This is a genomic window from Staphylococcus pseudintermedius (assembly GCF_001792775.2).
Lineage (GTDB): Bacteria > Bacillota > Bacilli > Staphylococcales > Staphylococcaceae > Staphylococcus > Staphylococcus pseudintermedius.
The window spans coordinates 55,017-77,291 of the sequence record NZ_MLGE02000007.1; the positions used below are offsets into that span (position 1 = coordinate 55,017).

A 22,275-nucleotide genomic window follows, 5' to 3' on the forward strand; every position below is an offset into this window, starting at 1 on the left:
ATCACCTAGATACGCTTTCAAATGGTATTTTAAACTGTTTTGACATTGACCGGCTCATGTTCGCCATTCGCTCCAATATAATGTGCAATCGTTTCATCTTCTGTCTCTAAAAACAACGTGAAATGTTTCCCTTGTTGCTCTACTAAATGTGCCGGAATCACTAAATGGTAACTGCTATCAATGTCCATTACCCCTTTAGCAAATGTGTCGTGTTCTTCGTTTTGCAATAAATAGCTGATTAATGGGGCCCCCTCGATATCTTGAATTTGAATACGCACACTCATATCACCACGCGCATTTTGGCTCACATCGACAGAATAATCCACAATTCGATCGTTCGCCCTTTCGAGTACGTACATATCGTTAAACAGATTTTGTTGTGGGGACATCATCGTTTCTGTTGGCACCAGTTCAATGACATTCATTTCACCATGAACAGCATGTGTTATATCAAACTCGATATGCCCTTCATTGCCCTCTACCGTTCCAACATCACTTTGATTCAAATAAATCATAAAAGATTGCTGTACCCCTTCAATATTTAAATGATAATCTTTACTGTCATCAAAATCTTCAATAATAAAAGAACGTACATAGTGCAAGTCCGACATTTCATTTTTATCCGTAAATGAATGTATGATGCCAGTTTCAGTTTCATAGTGCCATTGTTGATTTAAAGGTATTACCGCATGACTTAAAAATTTGATATATGGTATCGCAAATACATGACGACTCATGTACGGAATATAACGCGTTCTTTTCGTTAATTGATATTGATTAATTCGCATCTCTATCTTTTTCAAATGCTGGTTCATCTCATCACCCCAGTGTTAAAATATATATTTTTTTGTGCTTTTAATTTAACACTTTAGACTTAAAGAGAATATATACCAATCGTCACTGTATATGTTAAAATGTTTCCATATTTAAAGTTAAATGGGTGGGATAAATGCAATTACTCTGGAAGATGTTTAAAAAGAATCAATTTGAAGCCAATATTGATGAATGTGGCATTGAAATCGGAACACCACATGGGGGTTATCAATATGAGGTGACCAAACCAGCAGTGCTCCATATTGTCATGTCTGGAACGGGTACGCTCACATACAATCAAAAGAAGTATACATTGAAACCGGGTGATCTCTTCTTACTTTGTCGTGGCATGAACGTCCACTATGAATCCACTTTGGACGAGCCGTGGACATATTATTGGGTAGGTTTTAGCGGAAAACTCGTTTTTGATTATTTAAACCGTACATCTTTATATGAAACACGCGTCATTCAAAATCAACCAACGAACACCATTCGCCAAATCATATATCGGATGTGTCAGCGTTCTATTGAATACGCCACAGAAAACTCTGATGATATTCAACATATGCGCGATTTATACGAACTCCTATATGAACTGCATCAACATTTTCCCAAACCGTTTCATGTCGTTAAAAATGAAAGATATTCTAACGTTAGAGAAGCGATTCGTTATATTAATGACAATTATATGCATGCGATTTCGATTAATGATGTCGCCAAGCACGTCAATGTCAGCCGTAGTTACCTATATAAAATGTTTAAAAAGCACATCGATCAATCCCCGCAACATTATTTAATTCATATTCGGATGTATCACGCATCACAATTATTCAAGGAAACAGATTTGCAAAGTCAAGAAATTGCAGATCGTGTAGGATATAAAGATCCATTACTATTTTCGAGAGCATTTAAAAAACATTTTGGTGTCACGGCGACCCAATATCGGGAAGAACAGCAGTTAAGAATTGAAAGTACATTGGACAATCAAAAACGGTGATACAACCCAATGATCAACTACTCACTATTTAAAGGTATATATCTACTCACTTCGAACAATCATACTCGATTTGATTTTTATATAGATTTTTGCCTTTAAAAAAAGTATAATAGTTTAGTATGGGATTGAAAGCCCTTTCTATTTTACTAACTCAAAGGGGGGAGTGTAACAATGTTAGAGCTTAACAGTATTACAACATTGTTTCTTGCCTGTCTATTATTAATTGTGGGGCAAGCTATTGTGAATAAAGTAGAAATATTTAATCGACTCAGCATTCCATCTCCCGTCATAGGTGGACTCATCTTTGCGATTATCTCTGCAATATTAACTTCTACCGGGGTATTACACATCAAAATCGATGGCAAATTTTTCCAAGACTTTTTTATGTTAGCCTTTTTCACAACAATTGGATTAGGGGCGTCATTTAAATTATTAAAACTCGGTGGCAAAGTGTTAATTGTCTACTGGGTTCTCTGTGGTGTATTAGCGACCTTCCAAAACGTCATTGGTGTGTCCATGGCAAAAGTGTTGAACATTGATCCGCTATTAGGTTTAACAGCGGGTGCGATGTCAATGGAAGGTGGACACGGGAATGCAGCAGCGTATGGTCAAACGATTCAAAATTATGGTATTGACTCAGCTGTGACAGCCGCACTTGCAGCGGCAACGTTAGGTCTTGTAGCGGGCGGCCTATTAGGTGGACCAGTCGTACGTTACTTAATTAAAAAACATGACTTAACACCTAGTAATACAGAAACGATTCAAAAAGACTATTCAAATGTAGAATTAAACCGTCGTCTTCATAAAAACTTTACTGTGAATGAAGTATTCTTTATTCAAGCAACAGTCATATTATTCTGTATGGGACTTGGGACATATTTAGGTCAATTATTCAGTGACTGGTCAGGAATCAATATTCCATTATATGTTGCTTCAATGTTTATTGCAGTAATTATTCGTAACATTTCGGAATTTGCAAATCTAAACTTAATCGACTTAAAACTCACAAATCAAATTGGCGACATTTCATTAAGTATTTTCTTATCAATTGCGTTAATGAGTATTAAGTTAACAGAAGTATACAACTTAGCATTACCACTGATTGTTATCGTTATATGCCAAATTATTTTCGTCGCACTATTCTCTATTTTCATCGTCTTCCGCTTGCTCGGTAAAAACTATGATGCAGCCGTGATGATTGGTGGTTTCATCGGACACGGGCTTGGCGCGACACCGAATGCAATGGCCAATTTAGATGCCATTACGAAAAAGTTTGGTAATTCACCACGTGCCTATTTGGTCGTTCCAATTGTTGGCGCATTTTTAGTTGATTTACTCGGAGTACCGATTATTACGACATTTATTAACATCTTCAAACCATAAAAAAAGAGGTGCGTACACCTCTTTTTTTATGCTTCTTGGCGTTGAATTTCCCAACCATATGGCTCAGAAAATTGTGACCAATCCGCATCAATTTCTTGACTGTTCAATAAGCACGCATCTAATTGTGCAGTGATTGCCGCTTCATCTAAATCAATTCCAATCATAACAAGTTGTGTATGACGGTCACCATATTCAGGATCCCAATCTGCACGCACATCCGGTCTTTCTTGTAAAATCGCCGCACGTTCAGCTTTTGGCATACTTGCTACCCAAAATGTCACAGGATGAATATCAACGGCTGTTCCTGCTTGAGAAACGAGACATGCGACATTGTTGTATTGTGCTAACCAAGCAATTCCTTTCGCACGTACAATGGATTCAGACATATTTTCAAGAAAAGCGTTAAAGCGTTCTGCGTGAAATGGTAAACGTCTGCGATAAACAAATGACGAAATACCATATTCTTCAGTTTCAGGTGTATGTGTCGCATGTCCACCCGCCTCAAGTTCTTGCAACCAACCTGCTGATTGACTCGCCGCTTCAAAATTAAAGCGCCCTGTTTCTAATACTTCATCAATGTTCACTTGTGCATTGACCGCTTGGATTAATTTTGCAGTCGGTTGTAATTTACGCAACATCGCTTCTAAACGATTCGCCTCTTCTTCACTCACTAAGTCGATTTTATTCAAGATGAGCACATCACAAAATTCAATTTGATCAATGAGTAAATCAGCAATCGTACGTTCGTCATCTTCACCCACAGCTTGATCTCGATCTAACAACATGTCTCCAGATTGATAGTCTTTAATAAATCGGTTCGCATCGACAACAGTGACCATCGTATCGAGACGACAAATCTCTGTTAAATCAATCCCTAGCGCTTCGTCCACGTAAGAAAATGTTTGCGCAACAGGAACCGGTTCAGAAATCCCTGTCGATTCAATAACAATTTGATCAATGCCGCCACGCTTAACGATACGTTCGACCTCTTTTAATAAGTCATCGCGCAATGTACAACAAATACAACCATTAGAAAGTTCCACGAGTTTTTCATCTGTACGCGAAAGTCCCCCTCCTTCAGCGACAAGATCTTTATCAATATTTACCTCACTCATATCGTTCACAATGACAGCAATTCTTCTTCCTTCACGATTGTTTAAAATATGATTCAGCAAAGTCGTCTTACCTGATCCTAAATACCCACTTAATACCGTTACTGGGATTTTCCCCATAAATAGCCCTCCTCATTTCATTACAAATCGTAATAATTACGTTTTACAGTATATAATAAATACTTCCATCAACGCAATGAAAATTTGAAATGATTTTTGGGCTGACCCGTTAACTGCATTAAAAAAGGAACGAATGACGGCGTGATGACACCCTCATGCATTCCTCAGTTCGACTACAATTGACGCTGTTGTATCCAGTTTTTTAAATGCGGATCAAACACAATCGCCGCTTGACGCAATTCTGTGATATTTTTGGCATTCAATAAAGTCATAATATAAGCCATTTGTATTTTAAAATCTTCTACATATTCAATCGTCGCTTCCACGCCCTCTTCATGAAGCATCTTTAAAATCGGTCGCGACATACCCACTGCTTCTGCACCTAAACGTAATGCTTTAATCGCATCAAGTGGGTGGCGTATCCCTCCACTTGCAAGTACATGGACGCGACTGCTCAAATTTCGGGCTTCTAATAATGAAACGACTGTCGATTGCCCCCAGTCTTTTAAATAACCCATATCTTTAAATTGGCGACGTTCATTTTCTATTGAGATAAAGTTCGTTCCACCATGACCACTAATGTCAACATAAGAGACGCCTACATCGATAAGTTGTTGTATCGTGTCATAGCTCATCCCAAAGCCTACTTCTTTCACAATGACCGGTACCTCGACGCCTTTAATAATTTCACTGATTCGCGTTAACCAATGTTTGAATTGTCGATTCCCCTCTGGCATGACTAACTCTTGTGGTGCGTTAACATGAATTTGTAACGCATTGGCATGAATCATCTCAATCGCCGCTTGTGCTTCTTCCAACGTCACGTCCGCACTCACATTCGCCCAAATTTGACCCTCTGGATATTGTTCACGAGCCACTGCATAAGAATGCCGTACAGCTGGATTTTTCAACGCGGCATGCATACTTCCTACAGCCATTGGAATTTGTGTAGCTTTAGCGACTTGAGCCAATTGTTCATTCGTTTTTACCGTCCATTCAGAACCACCCGTCATCGCATTAATATAGAGGACGTGTGACATATGGAGTGCTTTAAAGTTAGGCAACAGTGTCACCTCATCTACATCCATTTCCGGTATTGCATGATGAACAAATTGAATGCGATCAAAATCGGATTGTAGCGTATCACTTTGCGCGAGTGCTAATCGTACATGTTCATTTTTTCTTTGTTCTCTTTTATTCGTCATTACCTTAAAAACCCCTCATTATTGGTTGATTAATTTGACTATATCATATTCAGTGCCGACATAAAGTATTTTCTTGAAATCAACATATTAAAAAAAATATGGGGATGTCACACTGTTTTATCTCTTTAACATTTTGCGGTATACTGATGAACAAATAAAACAAAGAGGTGTCCCTATGTTCAATTACCCTTTTTATGATACATATCGCGTTGAAAATGATTGGATTGATCGCAATGGTCATATGAATGATGCTGTTTATGCAAGACTTTTTAGTTTAGCCATCGATCATTTTCATGATGCCATTGGGTTAACAACAGCAGAACGCGACCGTCGAAACTACACGGTTTTCACTTTAGAAACTCATATTACGTACCTTAAAGAACTAAAGCATGATACACCCTTTCACATTAAAGTTCACATTTATGATTATGATGTCAAACGCACACACTTCTTTTTAGAGCTGATTCATCAAGAAACAGAAACTGTCATGGCCACTGCAGAAACGATGATGATGGGTATGGATCGAAAAACAGAGCGCCCAGCAGTGTTTCCTGACGATATTTTCCACGCAATTCAACACTATGCTAACTCACAAGGAAAGATGCAGTGGCCAAAACAATTGGGACACCGAATTGGCATTCCTCGCGCATAAATTCAAAAAACACTACAAGTCCTCGTCACAGCTTGTAGTGTTTTGTTATGTTATTCAATTATGCGTCTGTTGCACCACGTTTAATCATGTCTGCTTTAGTGACAATTGGATATTTTTTAAAGACAATAGAGCCGATATAGCCCCAAATAAGTCCAATAATCCCCATGATGACACCATACACGACCACAGTCACCCAAGAATTAAAACCAAACATGACGATAAAGCCAGCAATCGGAGTCGCTGTCCCTGTCGCATCGTTAATCAAACCGGAAAGTGCAATGACAAGGCCTGCCGTCGCACCACCAAAAAAGTTCGTAATATAAATTGGAATCGGATTGGCCGAAACGATATCTGCTTGTGACAACGGTTCAATACTCACTGAAATCGTCGCTTTACGGTCACCTAATTTTAAACGGTGGAACAGTGTACCGTTCATAAATGCAGAACTAAATGCGGCCATCGCACCAATAGCCATTGGCACACCTGTTAAACCTAGCAGTGCGGTCAACGCCATCGAACTTAGTGGCGCTGTACCGACGACAGTAATGATGCCACCTAAAATAATCCCCATAATGACCGGGCTTGTATCTGTAGAACTTTGAATAATGTCACCAATTCTAACGAGTGTATTGTTGACAACAGGTGTTAATAGCATCGCGATCGCTCTTGATAATGGTGCAACGATTAATACAGCAACAATAAGATCCACACCGTCTGGCACGTATTTCTCAGTATATTTCATTAAATAACCGATAAGATAACCCGCAAAAAATCCTGGTAATAAATCCATACCCCCACAAGCTGCCGCAATCACTAAGGCGTAAACGGGCGAAACACCAATGGCTAAAGCCGTCAGACCCGCTGCAGCAACACCACCTAAGTCACCCGCTGCAGCACCCACTTGTTCTAAAAAGTCATTGTGGAACACGCGGCCGCCGACGTATTTATTAAAAGCTTCAACTAAAAATGTCGCAATGGCTGCATTCGCAAGCGCTCCCATCGCACGCATACCATTAGGCGCTTTATATGTAAATAATGTGAAAATGACGAGTACTAAAACTAAAAATGCTGTACCGATAAGTAAGTCCATAATGCCCCCCTCTTGTTATTCGAAAAAGGCCCCTTGTTCATCATTTCAATTTTTGAATAACTGTATAATTTTTATAGTTTGTTTATTCATGTATTTCATTTTACTAAAGTTTTTTGTTTTTTGCACGTCGGTTTGATTTTGAACTTTCTAAAAATGAATCTTAATAGTCAATTTACTGACCGTCATTTCAATTCTTATAAACATTACCACCCATTTTCCACCTTAAATTAAGCGAAATATACACATTACTTTAAGGTCAACAAGAGAAATAATACAGTAAAATGTTATAAAAATAATGCCATCATTCCTTTAGCATAGTTTAAAACAAATAAAAAGGCATACCCAATCAATCATTTGTGGTATCCTTTTTCATACGTAGTCATTTTCCTATTCACATCAGCGTCATGATAAACAAAACTTAATCACAAACTAATGATGCTTATTGGTTTGATCAATGAGTAGTAACATATCGTTAGATTGCAAAAACCGTGCAAAACTCCTGAAGCATCAGCCCTTAAGAAAGCACAACACGACTCATGCAATCTGTATATCCATACTGATTTATTTGAAACCTTCACGCATCAATCGTTTTTCGAATCTGCTTCAACACTTTCCTTGACTCAACAATCGGGTACAACGGAAAGGCTGTCACCATATCGCGATACTCATAAAAATGAATCGGCTGTTGTTCCGCTTCAAAATAATCTGCTAACTTTCTCATATCAGGATAAAACACTTCACATGTGCCCCCAAACATGTAAACAGGTGGTAATCCTCTCACAGGTCCATACATCGGTGAAATACGCGGGTTTTTACGTTCCAAATCATCGGCCCACACTTTAGCAATCGATTGTAAACTGAAAATATTGTGGATCGGATCTTTTTTCTGCACTTGTTCAGTGATCTCCGGATTGGATAGCGAAATATCTAACCAAGGCGAAATAAGATAGAGCTTTCCAGGCAGTGGCAATTCTTCTTGTTCCATTAATTTTTGCGCAAAACTAAGCGCCATATTTCCACCTGAAGCATCACCCATAATGACGATATTTTCAGGTTCTGTTTCTTTTAATAACCGACGATAAGCTTGCTCAATCGCCTCATGCGTTTCACGATATGTAAATTCAGGCGCCTTAGGATAAATCGGCAACACAATTTCGTGTAACGTTTCATACGCCAACTTATCCATAAACCGCCAATGAAAAACAGAGGGTTGAAAGACGAAAGTGCCTCCATAAATATATAAGATTTTATTTTTAATATGGTGACCAAAATTAAAGCGAAACACCTGCATCTCATCAAACATATCTTTGACTAAATTTGATTTCACATTAATTTGATCTGGCTGTTTATGCTTGGATTGATTTAACACACGTCTCTTTTCTAAAAACACATCCACTTCTGCTTGGGTTTTAAATTTGAGATGACGTTGTTGCGACAAGTATCTCCCCACTAAATTACTCATGACATTTCGTTTCAATTGTATCCCTCACTTTTTCTCAACAATCGTAGTGTATCACTTGAAAACTTTGCTTATATATTTATTTTATATGTTATCCCTCAGAGCGCAATAACTGTTTTCACAAAATCATCTTCATATTATCATAAATTTGAGCCTTTGACGCCTTCATAAATGGTATTCAGTTGTGATTCGATTCGTTCTAAATCAATAAAGCGACCTTCACGATGCATTTCTTTACCTTCAAGGAATATGATATCGACAGGGACAGTAAAAATTGACAGCGCTCCTGCAATTTCAAGGACGTCATCTGCACTGACATTGCCTAACGCAACACCTTCATAACGTGCAACTAGCTCTTGAATCCGTGGTAAAACGGCATGACATACAGAACAATTGTCTCTCGAAACGTGAACGACCGCGATTTGATGGTTGGCAACAAACGCTTCATACGCATCCAATGTTTTTAATACTTCCATCTTGCAACCTCCTTTTCCATTTCCCATTATGAACTTATCTCAGTTCTATCATATTTTATAAAAAAGCACTATGAATATGATTCTAGGTGTACTATAATGCATAATTGTATTAGCGAAAGATTTTAACAAAGCTTGTTCAATGATATAGGAGGCGTTACATATGAAAGAGACCACACGACAACACCCCCAGTTTCAACAACAGTTTGAAAACCAACCTATCCACCGTAGTACATATTATGGTAAAAAGCGACGTTCATGGGTGAGCTTTATTTTAACACTGATCGCTATGGTACTCGTTGCGATTGCTGCATATAGTATGTATAGCGAAACTTTATTTAAAATGAGCTTTCTTGATGAAAATGTCACATTCGATAAACTTAAAGTGATTGCCGATCAACTGACAGCACAATCATTTATCGATACATCAAATATTGAACAAACCCTCAATTATGTAATTATGGGTCTCAATTTTTTCTTCATTTTAGTACTGGTTAATATTATTTTTGCGATTTTGACACTCATCTTTAACCGCACCATTTTGAAAGTCATCAATTGGTTCATCTCTATATGGATTTTACTCATTCCAATTGCTTTCTTATTTTATATTAATCGTGCTGCTGAAGAAATCACACAAAAACTTGCACCTTACATCGGTAACGTAGATCCTGCTACTGTTTTTTCACCATCGAATGCACTTCATAATGCGATTATTTTTACCGCTATTGCCATGGTTCTTTATTTTATCAGTCTATTTTTCAGAAACAGACGTCCAAAAATCCGTAAACAGCTTTAAATGACTCAAATTAAAGAAGTCACTATAGAGACAACCACATTCTCCATAGCGACTTCTTTTTGATTGTCTTTCAATGATTAAATACTACCATCCCAAAAGCACATCAATCTTCATCACTTCTTCATTTATCCTTTGATTGGCCAAGTCTCCAAGTACTCTGCCATATCCCAAAACATATATTCATAATAGCTCGTATGAACGACAATCTCTTCTAATGCGTCCAATGCCTCTTCCGACATTCCTTCAGCGACACGATCCATCATCTCAATGACATCTTCTTTAAACGCCGTAAACTCGGGTGAACTGTACATTTTTATCCATTCACCATAAAAAGGATGTTCTGCAGCGCCTTCTATTTGATTTAACGCCTCTCCAATATAGTGATAACTCCATGTACACGTGAGCACTGCGGCAATCACATTTTCTACACCACCACGTTGGGCTAAATTCAACATATAACTTGTATAAGCCAATGTCGTACTCGCTGGTTGCGTTGATTCTAATTCTTGTTCACTAATGCCAAATTGCGCGGCGTATTGACGATGGAGTTGCATTTCTGTATTCAATGTCCCAGAGACTAAATTGCCAAAAGTGGTCATCATTTCTAAATCCGTCGCTTTTGTTGCACCTATCGCAAATAATCGCGCATAATCTATCAAATAAATATAGTCTTGCTTCATCCAATGTTTAAACTTTTCCTTATCTAACGTCCCGTCACCTATCCCTTTGACAAACGGATGCTCTAGGTAGCTGTCCCATATCGGTTGAACACGTTGCCATAATCGTTCAGTAAATTTCATCATGAACACGCCTTTCAAATTAGAGTTTCTTTCCTTATCATCATAAAGGTGTGTACAGACGATATGCAATCATCTACATCATACACACGCGTTTTATTTTTGGTGAAAATTCATCAAATTGCGATAAATTTCATCACGATAGTACGCATCTAATTGTAGATCATAATCACTACACCACTGATTAATCGAACAGATTGTGGAAGCATAAACATAACTAAACACTTCTATTGGGAAAGGGAATTGAGTAGGTAATTCTGCTTCATAGCGCTGGAGTTCCTTTTGAAAATAATCGTAGAAACTTGCGGTCACCACTTGATAAAACTTCGCATCGCCTTTTTGCGTATGTAAAATTTTTAATATTTGTTGATTAATCGTCTTATCGATACTACTGAATGGTTCTCTTAAACGCATGTCTAATGCCAAGGCGAAATAAGGTTTCAACGCCATTCGACTCACATAATAGAGTAATTCGTATTTGTCTTTAAAATGTTTATAAAAAGTCGTTCTATGGACGTTCGCTCTTTGGCATATTTGGTTAATGGTAATTTTGGTGAGCCAATAATCTTCTAATAAGGTTAAAAATACTTCTGATAATTTCAAATTCGTTTTCTGTACACGTATATCTCTTTCATTCATAAACTCATGCGCACCTTTCTTTTCTTCTATGGTGATGCTTATCAATGAGGTGTAAATTCGAAACATTCATCACTCATATCATTGGAGATGCCCCCTCCAACAACACAAAATTTTTCTTACAATATTATTTTACACCGTTTTTTATTAAATTATTAATAATTGTACTTCAACTTTCGACACAACTCAATAGAAACTAAAATTTATTCAAATAACTTTTACGAAACAAATAACATGATTGTTCCAATTAATTTATAAGTTACTTTAACTCATTGATGATTTACATACTTTGTTCTCATTAATACAGTCGATTATGCAAATTGCTAACGCTTCTCGAACTTTCTTGTATCGCCTTTCATGAACCCCAACTGACTCAATATATTTTTAAATCATCAATCCGAAATATCCATACATCAAAAAATGAAGTTCCACTCCAACAACGGACTAGAACTTCATTAGGATGTTATTCACTTTTATACTTTAGTAATTTTGATAGTTCACAATTTTTAAGTGGTTGGCATTTTCATCCCCATCTAATAAATAATGGGATTGAATTGTACGGCCTTGTGCGTCTTCTTTTTCAACTGTCACTGCGTAGTAATCGGCGTTGCGCGAAACATCTATGACTACAGGATTTTTAAATTCATACTGATTTTGACCTTTCACATTCGAACGCATCGCTTCATAATTTGTTGTATTTTCCTTTAAATATTTAGAAACTAAATCAAAATCATGGCTTTCATACGCTTCATTTAACGACGCCGTATACTTTTTGAAAAAGTCCTTGATCTTATTCAATGTATCTTTTTCTTTAGATTGGCGATATTTTTCAATCTCATCTTTATCAAACGACACAGTGATTTTATTTTCAGATTGGACATCATCTTTTTTAATCACTTCTGTATTTGTTTTAAATGTATGATCGTAAGCTTCACCTTCAGCATAGACTTTAATGTCCTGATTGACTGGAAACGGCCCATAAGTATCGTTTTTATTTTGAGCTATTTTTTCGTCATTAATCACCACTTTAATTTCTTTTAAATCACTCACATTTTTAAGTGACAGTTTTACTTGAGCTTCTTTAAAGTCTTCGGTCACTGGAATGGTTTCATTTTTACTATTCACAAAATCAAACTTCAATTGGCCTTCATATGTACCGCGGTCCGTTGTTTTTACAGTATCAATCGCGTAACTTCCTGGTATGAATTGACCTAGTGATACGGATTGTCCTGCTTCAGCGACCACTTTCTTTTGCGCGCCATCTGAATCAAACTCAAACGTCGCCTTTTCTTTCGGCTTCACAATCGCCTGTTTCGTTGGTGCTAAGAAACTTAAATTATCAAAGATTAAATAACGCCGCCCATTTTTACTAATTCTCAACACATCTTGACCTTCACGTGTTTTAATATAAGAGGCTACAGCGGTTTCATGGTTAAGCCCGTCCACAGTGTCGTATACTTCTTTTTCGAACAGTTTCATGCCCACTTCTTGTTTTACAAATTTGATGTAAGTTGACGCTTCTTGTCGGCCTACTTTATTTTCTTTTGAACTTAAAAAGTTGGATACTTTTGCATTATCTTCGTTATTCACCGCATTAATCAAGATTTTCGCTTGAGCTTCAGGAGAATTAAAGTTTCTGAGCAGCAAAAATAAAATAATGAGTAAAATAATAATAAAACTTACAATAGCAATAGGGATGACTTTTTTTAATGACGGTGGTCTTTTATTGTTATTGGAAGATGATGACTGTGCTGCATCTCGTTGTTTAGGTGACTGTGGACTAGGGGTTTTAGAATACAATATTTGATTTTGACAATTTGGACAGACGCTTTGATGTGGTAACTTTTCATGGTGACATACCGCGCATTGACCCATACGTACACCTCCTATTCTATTCATTGAGCTCATTCGTCATATTTTTCTATCATAAAGGTTAACTATAAAAACTGCATCAGACGTGAGTAGTAGCGCACATGATGCATTATAGTTGATTCAATTGACCTTGTATCCGTTCATCAATCAATTCAAGCATGTCTCGTGTTTGTTCAATTTTTTCTAATGGGATATCTGACAACATTTCGTTTGCTAAATTTGCAATTAAATTTCTTGAAGCGCGGACATAATCGATACCCGCTTCAGTCAGAGCAACATATTTCAATCGTTTATCATATTCATATGCCATATTTACCCATTTGACTAAACCTAAATCTACTAACTTTTTTATTCTTCTACTGACTGCCGCTTTATTCACACCTTGACGTAATGTAATCTCTGTTAATGTCAGTGACTTGTCATTAGAAAGCATTAATAACACACTCGATTGTTCATTTGAAATGCCGTATCGAGATCTTAAATCTTTTAATAATCCTGCTGTGAGTGCATTCACATTCGTCATAAACTCACCCATAAACGTCACATGTTGATTCATTAAATTTGAATGGGTCATTTTTCTTCACCGCCTTCATTACAAACAACTATCTTTACCATCGTACCAACAATTATTTTATAAGGGAACCTCATTTTTTGACATTTTTTGTAAAGAATTTAGTATCATTACCGTAAATGATAAAATAAAGGACTTAAAAAATGAATTTACTTCAAATTTTGCTATTAATAAGCTACATTATAATCTTAACATTGATAAAGATAAAGCCACATCTTTTTTTACGCATCCATTCCTTTACGGCGGTTCTATACATTCATATGCTTTTCATCACGATCAGCTACATCACGCATGCCGATCGCCTCATATGGTTAATGATCACTTTAGTCATTGGGTTGATTTTACTTGCGCTAACGCTATATCGGCACATTCAAACATATTGGCACATCATCGGTCGTGTCATCACTTATCACTTAGCGATTGTCGCGCTGATTATTGGAAGTTTATTAGTCATTCCTTTAATACCAGCCGTTTTGACGATTCCTTTTCAATTGTTAGTTCAATTAGCCATCGTCTTTCTCACAGCTTGGCAAACTTATTTGTTCATGACCTTTACATTTTTACACCACCTGCCTCCCGTGACACGTGCCAACATTATCGTTCTCGGTGCAGGCATCTATACAGAAGCTGTAACACCGATGTTAAAAGCAAGGTTAGATCGCGCCATCGCATTGAGTCGCCAATTAGAAAAGGTTCACATTATCGTCAGTGGTGGACAAGGCCCAGATGAACCGATATCTGAAGCACTCGCGATGCAACGGTATTTAATACAACAAGGGATAGCACCGAAGCAAATTACTATGGAAGACCAGTCGACCAATACGCGCCAAAATATTTACTATTCCAAACATTACTTAGCGTTACATCAACAACCACATACCATCATAGTGACGAGTTCATTTCACATTTTACGTGCATTACGACTCGCTGAACGCCAACAACTACATGCGTTCGGTTATGGTGCCCCAACGCCACATCATTGGGTCAGTCGTGAACTGTTACGTGATTACAGCGGCTTACTTTTTCAATATCCACGAGTTTGGGCGCTCTTTACTATCGTTCAAGTCGGTATTTGCATTTTAAATATATTTTCTTAAATTTCAGATAAGTAAGCGCATAATTCAGATAGGGTGTGATGTGATGAAGAATAAAAGCGAAAAACAACCCGTAATTTCATTATTTTTAAATCAAGTCGAAAAGTTAAGCACTCGTTGACCTGACCCGATAATGCTCTTCTTTTCGTTATGTATTGTGCTTGCCATTGTGACTGAGGTGGTGTCACAATTGGATACCGCTGTGAAACATCCAGGTACCGACAAAACGATTGCAGCGCCCATTATTTTAAGTCATGATGGCTTTGTGGTGTTTTTGAATGGTGTCTTACTTACCTTTATGATTAACCTATGCACAATAAAAAATAGGGAGTGGGAAACTAAAATGTCCCAATCCCTTCCTATAATTTATGAAAAGATAGTATCAGAGCAAAATTGATATCTCAGTTTCTCCTACTCAAATATGCTCAATACCTCCCTATCAAACTGTCATAGCAGTCGCTGTTTCCATCAATTCACCATCATTAAGGTAAATGATACGATCTGCATAATCAAACAAGCGTTGATCATGTGTTACCATGATACCGATTGCACCTTCTTGACGTACTTGTTGCTTAATCATTTCAACCACTTCTGTCGCACGTTTAGCATCTAGACTCGCAGTAGGTTCATCAGCGAGTAACAATTTCGGCTGATTCATCCATGCACGCATAATGGCAACACGCTGTTTTTCACCACCAGATAACATATGTGGATAAACATTTTCTCTATGGCTCAATCCGATTTCATTTAATAACATTTTTGCACGCTGTTGTGCTGTTTGACGGTCCATCCCCGCTTCTTTACCCACGAGTTCCAATTGTTCATGCACTTTTAAATAAGGAACTAAATGAGAAGCTTGGAAAATAAAACCAATGTCTTTCAAACGTTTGTCGGTTAATGCTTTTTGAGACAAACCACCCAAATCCTCACCGTCTAATTGGATTTTGCCTTCAGTAGGAGATAACAGTCCGCCGATAATCGTCAACAGTGTAGATTTACCAGAACCTGACATCCCATTTAAAATAACAAATTCACCTGGTTGCACCTCAAAGTTAATGCCTTTTAACACTTTTGTGGCAGCATCACCTTTACCGAATGTTTTCACTAAATCTTTGACGACTAAACTCATACTTGTCCCCCTCCAATCGCTTCAATAGGATCAATTTTAAAGACACGCACTAATGAAAGTAATGCGCCGACGATAGCTACAATAATGAAAACAACAACGACGAGTAACATCATGCCACTATTAATAAAGAATGGCATTGTGACAGGTAACGTCGCTTTTAATCCTGTAATGAGTAATAATGCGATGATGACCCCTAACATCGTCACGAATAAAATTTGGAATAATAAACTCCATAATAAATGTGACGTTTTAACGCCAATCGCTTTTAAAATCCCAATTTCTGACGTTTTTTGAATGGTCATAACGTAGAAAAATGCTGTCAGTACTATTGCTGTAATCACAAATAAACTTACAATCATCATATTCAGTGGTGCTTGCTCAGCTTGGTAGCTCGGAATCGCATCCGTCAAATCTTGTTTGTTGACGATTTCGATACCAGAAATGCCCTCAATATTTTTGAGTTGTTTTGCTGTGACATCATTTAAAAAGTAAAGTGACGTTGCGACATGTTGACCAGCAATATCTTTGAGTCCTTCATCCGTTGTCATAGCAATATTTGTATGTGCATACATCGCATCATCAAAGAAACCGACGACCTTTAAAGTGACGTCTTTATCCTCGATATTGACTTGGTCCCCGATTTGGACACCTTCCCCTGCTAATTTCTGATTCAAAACGACTTCATTTGCTTTTTCTGGTAGGTGCCCTGCTTTTAATGCCGGACGCGCTTCTTTTGGCATCGTCGCAAAAAGCATATCCGTCTTGTTATCTTGATGTTTCATCGTCGCCATTGCTAATTTTAATGGCGCTGATTTAACATTTTCTTCAATGTCTTGTTGCGTTTTCAAATCGATATTTGATTTTTCAAGTTGTTGATCGACATCCTTTTGAATGACAAAGCGTTCTGATTTGAACTGGTCGATCAGTGCGATATTTTCTCTTGCTAAACCTTGTGCTAACCCCGTAATAAAAAGCACCATACTTGCAAGAAGAATGACGATAAATGTAATTAATAAATACTTAAACTTATAAAATTTGAGTTCGTTCAATGCAAGTTTCATACTCATATCTCCCTTTCAATTTCATCTTGGATATACTATATCGCCCATTTATGAACTGAATATGAACAAGATACATTTTTATGACACACTTTAAAATCGTTATCAACAACTGAAAAATGGGAGTGGGACATACAACTAATCAGCCGCATCACTCATGGGTTTACGATTTATTATTAGAGGATGAATAGGATACAAAAATTTAATGCTATTGATGCAATATGTTTGTTGTACTTACCCTCCCTATAATTTGTGGTTTAAGATTGCCATCATGGCTTTCCTGTCGTAGGTGTTGGCCCTTCAACTCACTAACGCTTGATTAAACTGTTACGTTTGTTGAGGCGTTAGTCGATTTTGGGAGCAGTACAGAAATCTCATGTGTCACAAAGCTTTCGTTGTACTGCCCCCGCGAGGCTGACTCGACTTCTCAAAAGCATGCGCCTTGAGAAGTCAGACAGCTACTGCGATAAACAGTAACCACTATTAAAGTGAAGCACTTACTGTAAGCAGTATGTACACATTCTCTCGGGCGTCTCAGCCTTCTGGTCAATCTTCCATCAAACAGAAGAAACTGGGTTCAAGTGTATGAAATCAAAAAAACAATAGCATCATTTTTGTATTTTATTTCCCTTCATTTTACGGCTTTTTTAAAATCAATAATGGATCGTAACATTTGAATGGATAGAGGTTAGAAAACTTAATGGACATCATATTTCGCGACATGGCTCACACTTTTCATTTCCAATTGAAACTTTGAATAAAAACATTTATGATAGCTTCAACAGCTTCACAACGTTATATACTTATATACCGTAAAGGCTGAAATTGTACCTCAAGGAGGACGGTCAATGTGTCAGTCACATGTTTAATTGTTGATGATGATCCGGAAATTTTGAATTATGTCGCAACACATTTGCAGCATAAAGGCTATCAAGCTGTCACTGTCGCAAGTGGTGAAGCGGCTCTTGAATACCTTGAAAAGCATACAATTGATATCGCTATCGTGGACGTCATGATGGATGGGATGGACGGTTTCGAACTGTGCGAAACGTTAAAGTATGACTATGAATATCCCGTCATTATGCTGACTGCTCGGGATGCTCTGAGCGATAAAGAGCGCGCTTTTTTAGCGGGAACGGATGATTATGTTACCAAACCATTTGAAGTCGCTGAACTCATCTTCCGTATTCAGGCCGTGCTCAGACGTTATCAAATTGCGACTGAAACGCTTTTGACACTCGGTAACTTGACGATTGACCAAACACAGCTCGAAGTAAAAGTGGAGACGAAAGGTATGATTTTACCGCATAAAGAATTCGAATTGTTAAGTTTGCTCGTCGCTTATCCGAAGCAAGTCTTTCCGCGTGAACAATTAATAGAAAAAATTTGGGGTATCGATTATGAAGGAGATGAACGCACCGTGGACGTCCATATTAAACGTTTAAGAGCACGTCTAAAAAAACTCGGGGCCAATGTCCATATTGAAACAGTACGCGGCATCGGTTATAAGGTGACACAAGATGCTTAAATCATTGTACTCTCGTTTCGCACTGTATACCTTCACTGTGATGCTCATTAGTTCGTTACTCAGCTTTGAGATTGCTAATATTTACTACCATTTTCAATTAAAAGAGAAAAATGACGCCAAAATCATGGCTACTTTAAAGCGTGCCGAAGCGTATAAAGATGTACAAACTAGCCAAAACTTAGACCGTTATTTAGCGTTATTAGGAGATTTGAATTATCAAGTCGTCGCCTATGATAAACAAGGTCATGCAACATATTATGGTGAACCGTTTCGGAAACAAAATTTAACCATATCCGATATTCAACGGGTGCAGTCAGGAAAAGATTATCATGGTATCGGAAACAGACCTTTCAATCCAGTGATTACAGGCTTTTTTGATAATGAAACACGTAATACAGTCGGTACACATTTCACAACTCCCAATGGCAACGTCGCAGTTTTTATAAGACCTGACATTGGCCATGCTTTTGGTGAATTTCGTATCTTTTTACTCGTGCTACTGGTTTTACTTGTCCTATTCTCCATTGCACTCGTCACATGGTCCACATACGCATTAGTGAAGCCAGTCAAACAGTTAAAATATGCCACTGAACGGTTAATGGCTGGCGATTTCGCAACACCTATTGCCGTCACACGACGCGACGAACTAGGTGTCCTGCAACAACATTTCGACACGATGCGACTCGAATTAAAACAACTCGATGATATGAGACAACACTTTGTTCAAAACGTCTCGCACGAAATTAAAACACCTTTAACACATATTCATCATTTATTGACGCAATTGCAACAAGAACATACGACACCCCAGCAAGCACGCTATATTGAACGCATTTATGATGAAACACACCGCTTGAGCCAACTCGTGCGTCAACTGTTGTTATTGTCAGAATTAGATAATGATACACATTTACAATTTGATGATACTTTTTTAGCTAACGCTTGTATTTTAGACATTTTAAAACATGAAAATTATGCCATCGACCAGAAAAATCAAGTGCTTCTCTATGATTTAGAAGCAGTCACCATTCGAGGCAACTCGCGTTTAATCGCTCAAGCTTTCGAAAATGTGATTCGCAATGCTATTAAGTATACAGAGGCGTTCGGTACCATTGAAATCGATCTTACTGCTGAAAACGATCAAATGATTTTAAAAGTACGAGATGACGGCCCTGGCATGAATGATGCAGTAAAACAACGGATTTTTGAACGCTTTTATAAATCTTCTAGCCATACAGATAGCAATGGGCTCGGACTCGCGATTTCCAAATCTATTATTGAACGTCATGGTGGCCGTATCGAAGTAGAGAGTAAAATCGATCATGGGACGACGTTTACTATTTTCCTTCCACGTATTGATGCATCTCAACCTGCTCAGTCATCATCGGTGTGGCAAAAAGCATCTAAGAAAGTGTAGAATGGTTCAGCATAAATACTTTATACATCACAAAACACAAGATGTATTTGCGTTTTGTGATGTATAAGAATAAGTAACGATTGTCATCTTCACCTGCTTTGACAGTGCCGCTCTCACAGATTGCAAAACCGTACAAGACTCCTCATCAAGCTGCAGTCGAAAGTCCACCAACGCTTGATGTAACTATTTCATCAAGCGTTGGCTAGTTGAGACGGTAGTGCCTTGGAAAACGAAGCATGATTAAGCAATTTGTTGATTATTTTATTATCGCAAAAAAGCAGTGAAGCCATATCGCCTCACTGCTTTGTTATCTACAAATTAACTTAATAACGCACCCGATTCATCCAACTTCAAGTTTTCCGAAATCTCATGATTCAATTGCTTAAACAACGCAATATCATCCGTCAAACGGACACCAAACGACGGTACCATCTCTTTCACTTGTGGTTCCCATTGGTTAAACTTGTCTTTGAACGCACGTTGTAAAATATCTAACATGACTGCAACTGCTGTAGATGCCCCTGGTGAAGCACCTAACAATGCCGCTAATGTACCATCTTGAGACGTAATGACTTCAGTCCCAAATTGTAATGTTCCTTTGCCTTTATCATCTGTGTCTTTAATCACTTGAACACGTTGCCCTGCGACAACCACTTGCCAATCCTCATCTTTCGCTGTTGGCACAAATTTTCTTAAATCATTCATTCTTTCTTTATTAGATAACAATACTTGTTGAATTAAATATTTCGTAAGACCCATTTCTTTAGCACCCGCTGCTAACATCGTTGCAACATTATTCGGTTTCACAGACTTAATTAAATCAAAATAGGATCCTCTTTTTAAGAACTTTGGTGAAAAACCTGCAAACGGTCCAAATAATAAAGCACGTTCTCCGTCAATATAACGCGTGTCCAAATGTGGTACAGACATCGGTGGCGCACCTACTTCAGCTTTACCATATACTTTCGCCTTATGTTGATGCGTAATTTCTGGTTTTTTACATACTAAAAACATACCACTGACTGGGAAGCCACCGATACGCTTCGACTCGGGTAACCCTGTTTTTTGAAGTAACGGTAAACTTGCACCGCCCGCACCAATAAATACAAATTTAGAAACGACTGTAAAGACACGATTTTCTTTTAAGTCTTTAATTTTAACAGTCCACATGCCATCACGATGTTGCTTTAAATCGAGTACTTCATGTTCGTAATATAATGAACCGCCTTTAGCTTCTAGATTGCTTAACATTTTATGCGTCAATGCTCCAAAGTTCACATCTGTTCCTGATTCATCACGTGTCGCAGCAATCGGTTCACCGTCTTGTTGTCGACCTTCCATCATTAAAGGCACCCATTTTTTCAACGTTTCTTCGTTATCTGTAATATCCATGCCTTGGAATAATACATTTTCCCGCAATGCTTTCACACGTGCTTTTAAGAAGTTCACGTTTTTCTCCCCTGTAACGAAACTCATATGTGGTACCGTGCGAATGAAACCCTCTGGTTGTTTAAGCTGACCATTTTTTACAAGGTATGACCAAAATTGTTTCGAAACTTGATACTGTTCATTAATTTTAATGGCTTTTGTAATGTCGACTGAGCCATCTTCTTTTTCACTTGTATAGTTCAACTCACATAGTGCAGAATGTCCTGTGCCCGCATTATTCCACACGTTAGAACTTTCTTGTGCACATTTATCTAAACGTTCGAAAACATTAATATCCCATTCAGGCTCTAACTCTTTTAATAATGTTCCTAATGTTGCACTCATGATTCCGCCACCAATAAGTACAACATCTGTCTTGTTATGTAAGTTTTTCATAACAATACAGACCCCCTTTTTCGTTTTAAATCGTTCACAGCATCCTATGTTGTCAAATCCATCTGTTACATTCATAAAGTATAAAAATATTTCGACTATTCCAATTGATTATACCTGATATGAACTGTTATCCTTTGCCTCAGCCTTACATTTCATAGCGATAAAAAAATCATGCGTATGTCATGAAAATGTTATCCGATAACACAATAGGCCAATAATTTAATTATATACCTTAATCATGTAAGAAAA

The 22,275-nt window shown here is 37.7% G+C and carries 21 protein-coding genes and 1 pseudogene; 9 read left to right on the forward strand and 13 right to left on the reverse strand.

Going from position 1 to position 22,275, the window contains the following annotated elements; translation table 11 throughout:
- Window positions 1-29 precede the first annotated feature (29 nt).
- Window positions 30-815 carry a hypothetical protein gene (locus BJK46_RS06995; RefSeq protein WP_063278984.1) on the reverse strand — a complete coding sequence of 262 codons (786 nt, stop codon included), beginning with the start codon at window positions 813-815 and terminating at the stop codon, window positions 30-32.
- A gap of 134 nt (window positions 816-949) precedes the next feature.
- Here BJK46_RS06995 and BJK46_RS07000 point away from each other — a divergent pair, with 134 nt between their 5' ends.
- Both BJK46_RS07000 and gltS read left to right on the forward strand, forming a co-directional pair.
- Window positions 950-1,810: an AraC family transcriptional regulator gene (locus BJK46_RS07000; RefSeq protein WP_015729572.1), complete on the forward strand. Its 861-nt coding sequence runs from the start codon at window positions 950-952 to the stop codon at window positions 1,808-1,810.
- 171 nt (window positions 1,811-1,981) lie between these two features.
- Window positions 1,982-3,193, forward strand: a complete 1,212-nt coding sequence (gene gltS / locus BJK46_RS07005; protein WP_063278985.1) for a sodium/glutamate symporter — start codon at window positions 1,982-1,984, stop codon at window positions 3,191-3,193.
- Window positions 3,194-3,219: 26 nt separating this feature from the next.
- Here the strand turns inward: gltS and BJK46_RS07010 are convergent, their stop codons facing one another.
- Together BJK46_RS07010 and fni are read right to left on the reverse strand one after the other, a co-directional pair.
- Window positions 3,220-4,425 (reverse strand): GTP-binding protein, encoded by a 1,206-nt coding sequence (locus tag BJK46_RS07010; RefSeq protein ID WP_103263455.1) that lies wholly within the window; start codon window positions 4,423-4,425, stop codon window positions 3,220-3,222.
- Window positions 4,426-4,598: 173 nt separating this feature from the next.
- Window positions 4,599-5,630 carry a type 2 isopentenyl-diphosphate Delta-isomerase gene (gene fni, locus BJK46_RS07015; RefSeq protein ID WP_065520371.1) on the reverse strand — a complete coding sequence of 344 codons (1,032 nt, stop codon included), beginning with the start codon at window positions 5,628-5,630 and terminating at the stop codon, window positions 4,599-4,601.
- 175 nt (window positions 5,631-5,805) lie between these two features.
- On the opposite strand from fni, the gene BJK46_RS07020 reads away from it, so the two are divergent.
- Window positions 5,806-6,282 (forward strand): thioesterase family protein, encoded by a 477-nt coding sequence (locus BJK46_RS07020; protein WP_014613104.1) that lies wholly within the window; start codon window positions 5,806-5,808, stop codon window positions 6,280-6,282.
- Between the two features lie 58 nt (window positions 6,283-6,340).
- Here the strand turns inward: BJK46_RS07020 and BJK46_RS07025 are convergent, their stop codons facing one another.
- Window positions 6,341-7,327, reverse strand: coding sequence for a PTS sugar transporter subunit IIC (locus BJK46_RS07025; RefSeq protein WP_225550179.1), 987 nt, complete (start codon window positions 7,325-7,327; stop codon window positions 6,341-6,343).
- On the opposite strand from BJK46_RS07025, the pseudogene BJK46_RS12435 reads away from it, so the two are divergent.
- Window positions 7,290-7,373, forward strand: a pseudogene (locus BJK46_RS12435) (hypothetical protein); the annotation flags it as partial. The gene BJK46_RS07025 and the pseudogene BJK46_RS12435 sit on opposite strands and share 38 nt — an antisense overlap.
- A gap of 573 nt (window positions 7,374-7,946) precedes the next feature.
- Here the strand turns inward: BJK46_RS12435 and BJK46_RS07030 are convergent.
- Window positions 7,947-8,849, reverse strand: a complete 903-nt coding sequence (locus BJK46_RS07030; RefSeq protein WP_014613102.1) for an alpha/beta hydrolase fold domain-containing protein — start codon at window positions 8,847-8,849, stop codon at window positions 7,947-7,949.
- 122 nt (window positions 8,850-8,971) lie between these two features.
- Window positions 8,972-9,307 (reverse strand): thioredoxin family protein, encoded by a 336-nt coding sequence (locus BJK46_RS07035; RefSeq protein WP_103263456.1) that lies wholly within the window; start codon window positions 9,305-9,307, stop codon window positions 8,972-8,974.
- A gap of 160 nt (window positions 9,308-9,467) precedes the next feature.
- Here BJK46_RS07035 and BJK46_RS07040 point away from each other — a divergent pair, with 160 nt between their 5' ends.
- A complete protein-coding gene (locus BJK46_RS07040; RefSeq protein WP_014613100.1) occupies window positions 9,468-10,100 on the forward strand; it encodes a hypothetical protein in 633 nt (210 codons plus the stop codon).
- 125 nt (window positions 10,101-10,225) lie between these two features.
- Here BJK46_RS07040 and tenA read toward each other — a convergent pair whose 3' ends face one another.
- From tenA to BJK46_RS07060, 4 genes are all read right to left on the reverse strand, one after another.
- Window positions 10,226-10,900 (reverse strand): thiaminase II, encoded by a 675-nt coding sequence (gene tenA, locus BJK46_RS07045; protein ID WP_031253764.1) that lies wholly within the window; start codon window positions 10,898-10,900, stop codon window positions 10,226-10,228.
- A gap of 93 nt (window positions 10,901-10,993) precedes the next feature.
- The gene (locus tag BJK46_RS07050; RefSeq protein ID WP_037544134.1) at window positions 10,994-11,536 is read right to left on the reverse strand and encodes a TetR/AcrR family transcriptional regulator; all 543 of its coding nucleotides are present in this window, start codon (window positions 11,534-11,536) and stop codon (window positions 10,994-10,996) included.
- A gap of 477 nt (window positions 11,537-12,013) precedes the next feature.
- Window positions 12,014-13,408 carry a membrane-associated protein TcaA gene (locus BJK46_RS07055; protein ID WP_099991871.1) on the reverse strand — a complete coding sequence of 465 codons (1,395 nt, stop codon included), beginning with the start codon at window positions 13,406-13,408 and terminating at the stop codon, window positions 12,014-12,016.
- Window positions 13,409-13,514: 106 nt separating this feature from the next.
- Window positions 13,515-13,979, reverse strand: a complete 465-nt coding sequence (locus BJK46_RS07060; protein ID WP_014613096.1) for a MarR family transcriptional regulator TcaR — start codon at window positions 13,977-13,979, stop codon at window positions 13,515-13,517.
- Between the two features lie 311 nt (window positions 13,980-14,290).
- Between BJK46_RS07060 and BJK46_RS07065 the strand changes: the two genes are divergently transcribed.
- Together BJK46_RS07065 and BJK46_RS07070 are read left to right on the forward strand one after the other, a co-directional pair.
- Window positions 14,291-15,073, forward strand: a complete 783-nt coding sequence (locus BJK46_RS07065; RefSeq protein ID WP_099997397.1) for a YdcF family protein — start codon at window positions 14,291-14,293, stop codon at window positions 15,071-15,073.
- A 130-nt stretch (window positions 15,074-15,203) separates the two neighbouring features.
- Entirely contained in the window at window positions 15,204-15,467 is a 264-nt protein-coding gene (locus BJK46_RS07070; protein ID WP_110161247.1) for an AbgT family transporter, read from the forward strand.
- Window positions 15,468-15,509: 42 nt separating this feature from the next.
- On the opposite strand, the gene BJK46_RS07075 is transcribed toward BJK46_RS07070, so the two are convergent.
- Window positions 15,510-16,199, reverse strand: a complete 690-nt coding sequence (locus tag BJK46_RS07075) for an ABC transporter ATP-binding protein (protein WP_014613093.1) — start codon at window positions 16,197-16,199, stop codon at window positions 15,510-15,512.
- On the reverse strand, window positions 16,196-17,260 hold the full coding sequence (locus BJK46_RS07080) for an ABC transporter permease (RefSeq protein WP_014613092.1): 1,065 nt from the start codon (window positions 17,258-17,260) through the stop codon (window positions 16,196-16,198). The genes BJK46_RS07075 and BJK46_RS07080 overlap by 4 nt, the downstream gene beginning before the upstream one ends.
- Window positions 17,261-18,107: 847 nt before the next feature.
- On the opposite strand from BJK46_RS07080, the gene BJK46_RS07085 reads away from it, so the two are divergent.
- Window positions 18,108-18,785: a response regulator transcription factor gene (locus BJK46_RS07085; RefSeq protein WP_037542346.1), complete on the forward strand. Its 678-nt coding sequence runs from the start codon at window positions 18,108-18,110 to the stop codon at window positions 18,783-18,785.
- Window positions 18,778-20,202: a sensor histidine kinase gene (locus BJK46_RS07090; protein ID WP_103263457.1), complete on the forward strand. Its 1,425-nt coding sequence runs from the start codon at window positions 18,778-18,780 to the stop codon at window positions 20,200-20,202. Before BJK46_RS07085 ends, BJK46_RS07090 begins: the two co-directional genes overlap by 8 nt.
- 318 nt (window positions 20,203-20,520) lie before the next feature.
- On the opposite strand, the gene mqo is transcribed toward BJK46_RS07090, so the two are convergent.
- The gene (gene mqo, locus BJK46_RS07095; RefSeq protein WP_014613089.1) at window positions 20,521-22,026 is read right to left on the reverse strand and encodes a malate dehydrogenase (quinone); all 1,506 of its coding nucleotides are present in this window, start codon (window positions 22,024-22,026) and stop codon (window positions 20,521-20,523) included.
- Window positions 22,027-22,275 lie beyond the last annotated feature (249 nt).

Bases quoted from the DNA above. Each gene is read 5' to 3' on its own strand.
- BJK46_RS06995 (WP_063278984.1), bottom strand. From the start codon at position 815: ATGAACCAGCATTTGAAAAAGATAGAGATGCGAATTAATCAATATCAA.
- BJK46_RS07000 (WP_015729572.1), top strand. From the start codon at position 950: ATGCAATTACTCTGGAAGATGTTTAAAAAGAATCAATTTGAAGCCAAT.
- gltS (WP_063278985.1), top strand. From the start codon at position 1,982: ATGTTAGAGCTTAACAGTATTACAACATTGTTTCTTGCCTGTCTATTA.
- BJK46_RS07010 (WP_103263455.1), bottom strand. From the start codon at position 4,425: ATGGGGAAAATCCCAGTAACGGTATTAAGTGGGTATTTAGGATCAGGT.
- fni (WP_065520371.1), bottom strand. From the start codon at position 5,630: ATGACGAATAAAAGAGAACAAAGAAAAAATGAACATGTACGATTAGCA.
- BJK46_RS07020 (WP_014613104.1), top strand. From the start codon at position 5,806: ATGTTCAATTACCCTTTTTATGATACATATCGCGTTGAAAATGATTGG.
- BJK46_RS07035 (WP_103263456.1), bottom strand. From the start codon at position 9,307: ATGGAAGTATTAAAAACATTGGATGCGTATGAAGCGTTTGTTGCCAAC.
- BJK46_RS07040 (WP_014613100.1), top strand. From the start codon at position 9,468: ATGAAAGAGACCACACGACAACACCCCCAGTTTCAACAACAGTTTGAA.
- tenA (WP_031253764.1), bottom strand. From the start codon at position 10,900: ATGAAATTTACTGAACGATTATGGCAACGTGTTCAACCGATATGGGAC.
- BJK46_RS07050 (WP_037544134.1), bottom strand. From the start codon at position 11,536: ATGAATGAAAGAGATATACGTGTACAGAAAACGAATTTGAAATTATCA.
- BJK46_RS07055 (WP_099991871.1), bottom strand. From the start codon at position 13,408: ATGGGTCAATGCGCGGTATGTCACCATGAAAAGTTACCACATCAAAGC.
- BJK46_RS07060 (WP_014613096.1), bottom strand. From the start codon at position 13,979: ATGACCCATTCAAATTTAATGAATCAACATGTGACGTTTATGGGTGAG.
- BJK46_RS07065 (WP_099997397.1), top strand. From the start codon at position 14,291: ATGATCACTTTAGTCATTGGGTTGATTTTACTTGCGCTAACGCTATAT.
- BJK46_RS07070 (WP_110161247.1), top strand. From the start codon at position 15,204: ATGCTCTTCTTTTCGTTATGTATTGTGCTTGCCATTGTGACTGAGGTG.
- BJK46_RS07075 (WP_014613093.1), bottom strand. From the start codon at position 16,199: ATGAGTTTAGTCGTCAAAGATTTAGTGAAAACATTCGGTAAAGGTGAT.
- BJK46_RS07080 (WP_014613092.1), bottom strand. From the start codon at position 17,260: ATGAAACTTGCATTGAACGAACTCAAATTTTATAAGTTTAAGTATTTA.
- BJK46_RS07090 (WP_103263457.1), top strand. From the start codon at position 18,778: ATGCTTAAATCATTGTACTCTCGTTTCGCACTGTATACCTTCACTGTG.
- mqo (WP_014613089.1), bottom strand. From the start codon at position 22,026: ATGAAAAACTTACATAACAAGACAGATGTTGTACTTATTGGTGGCGGA.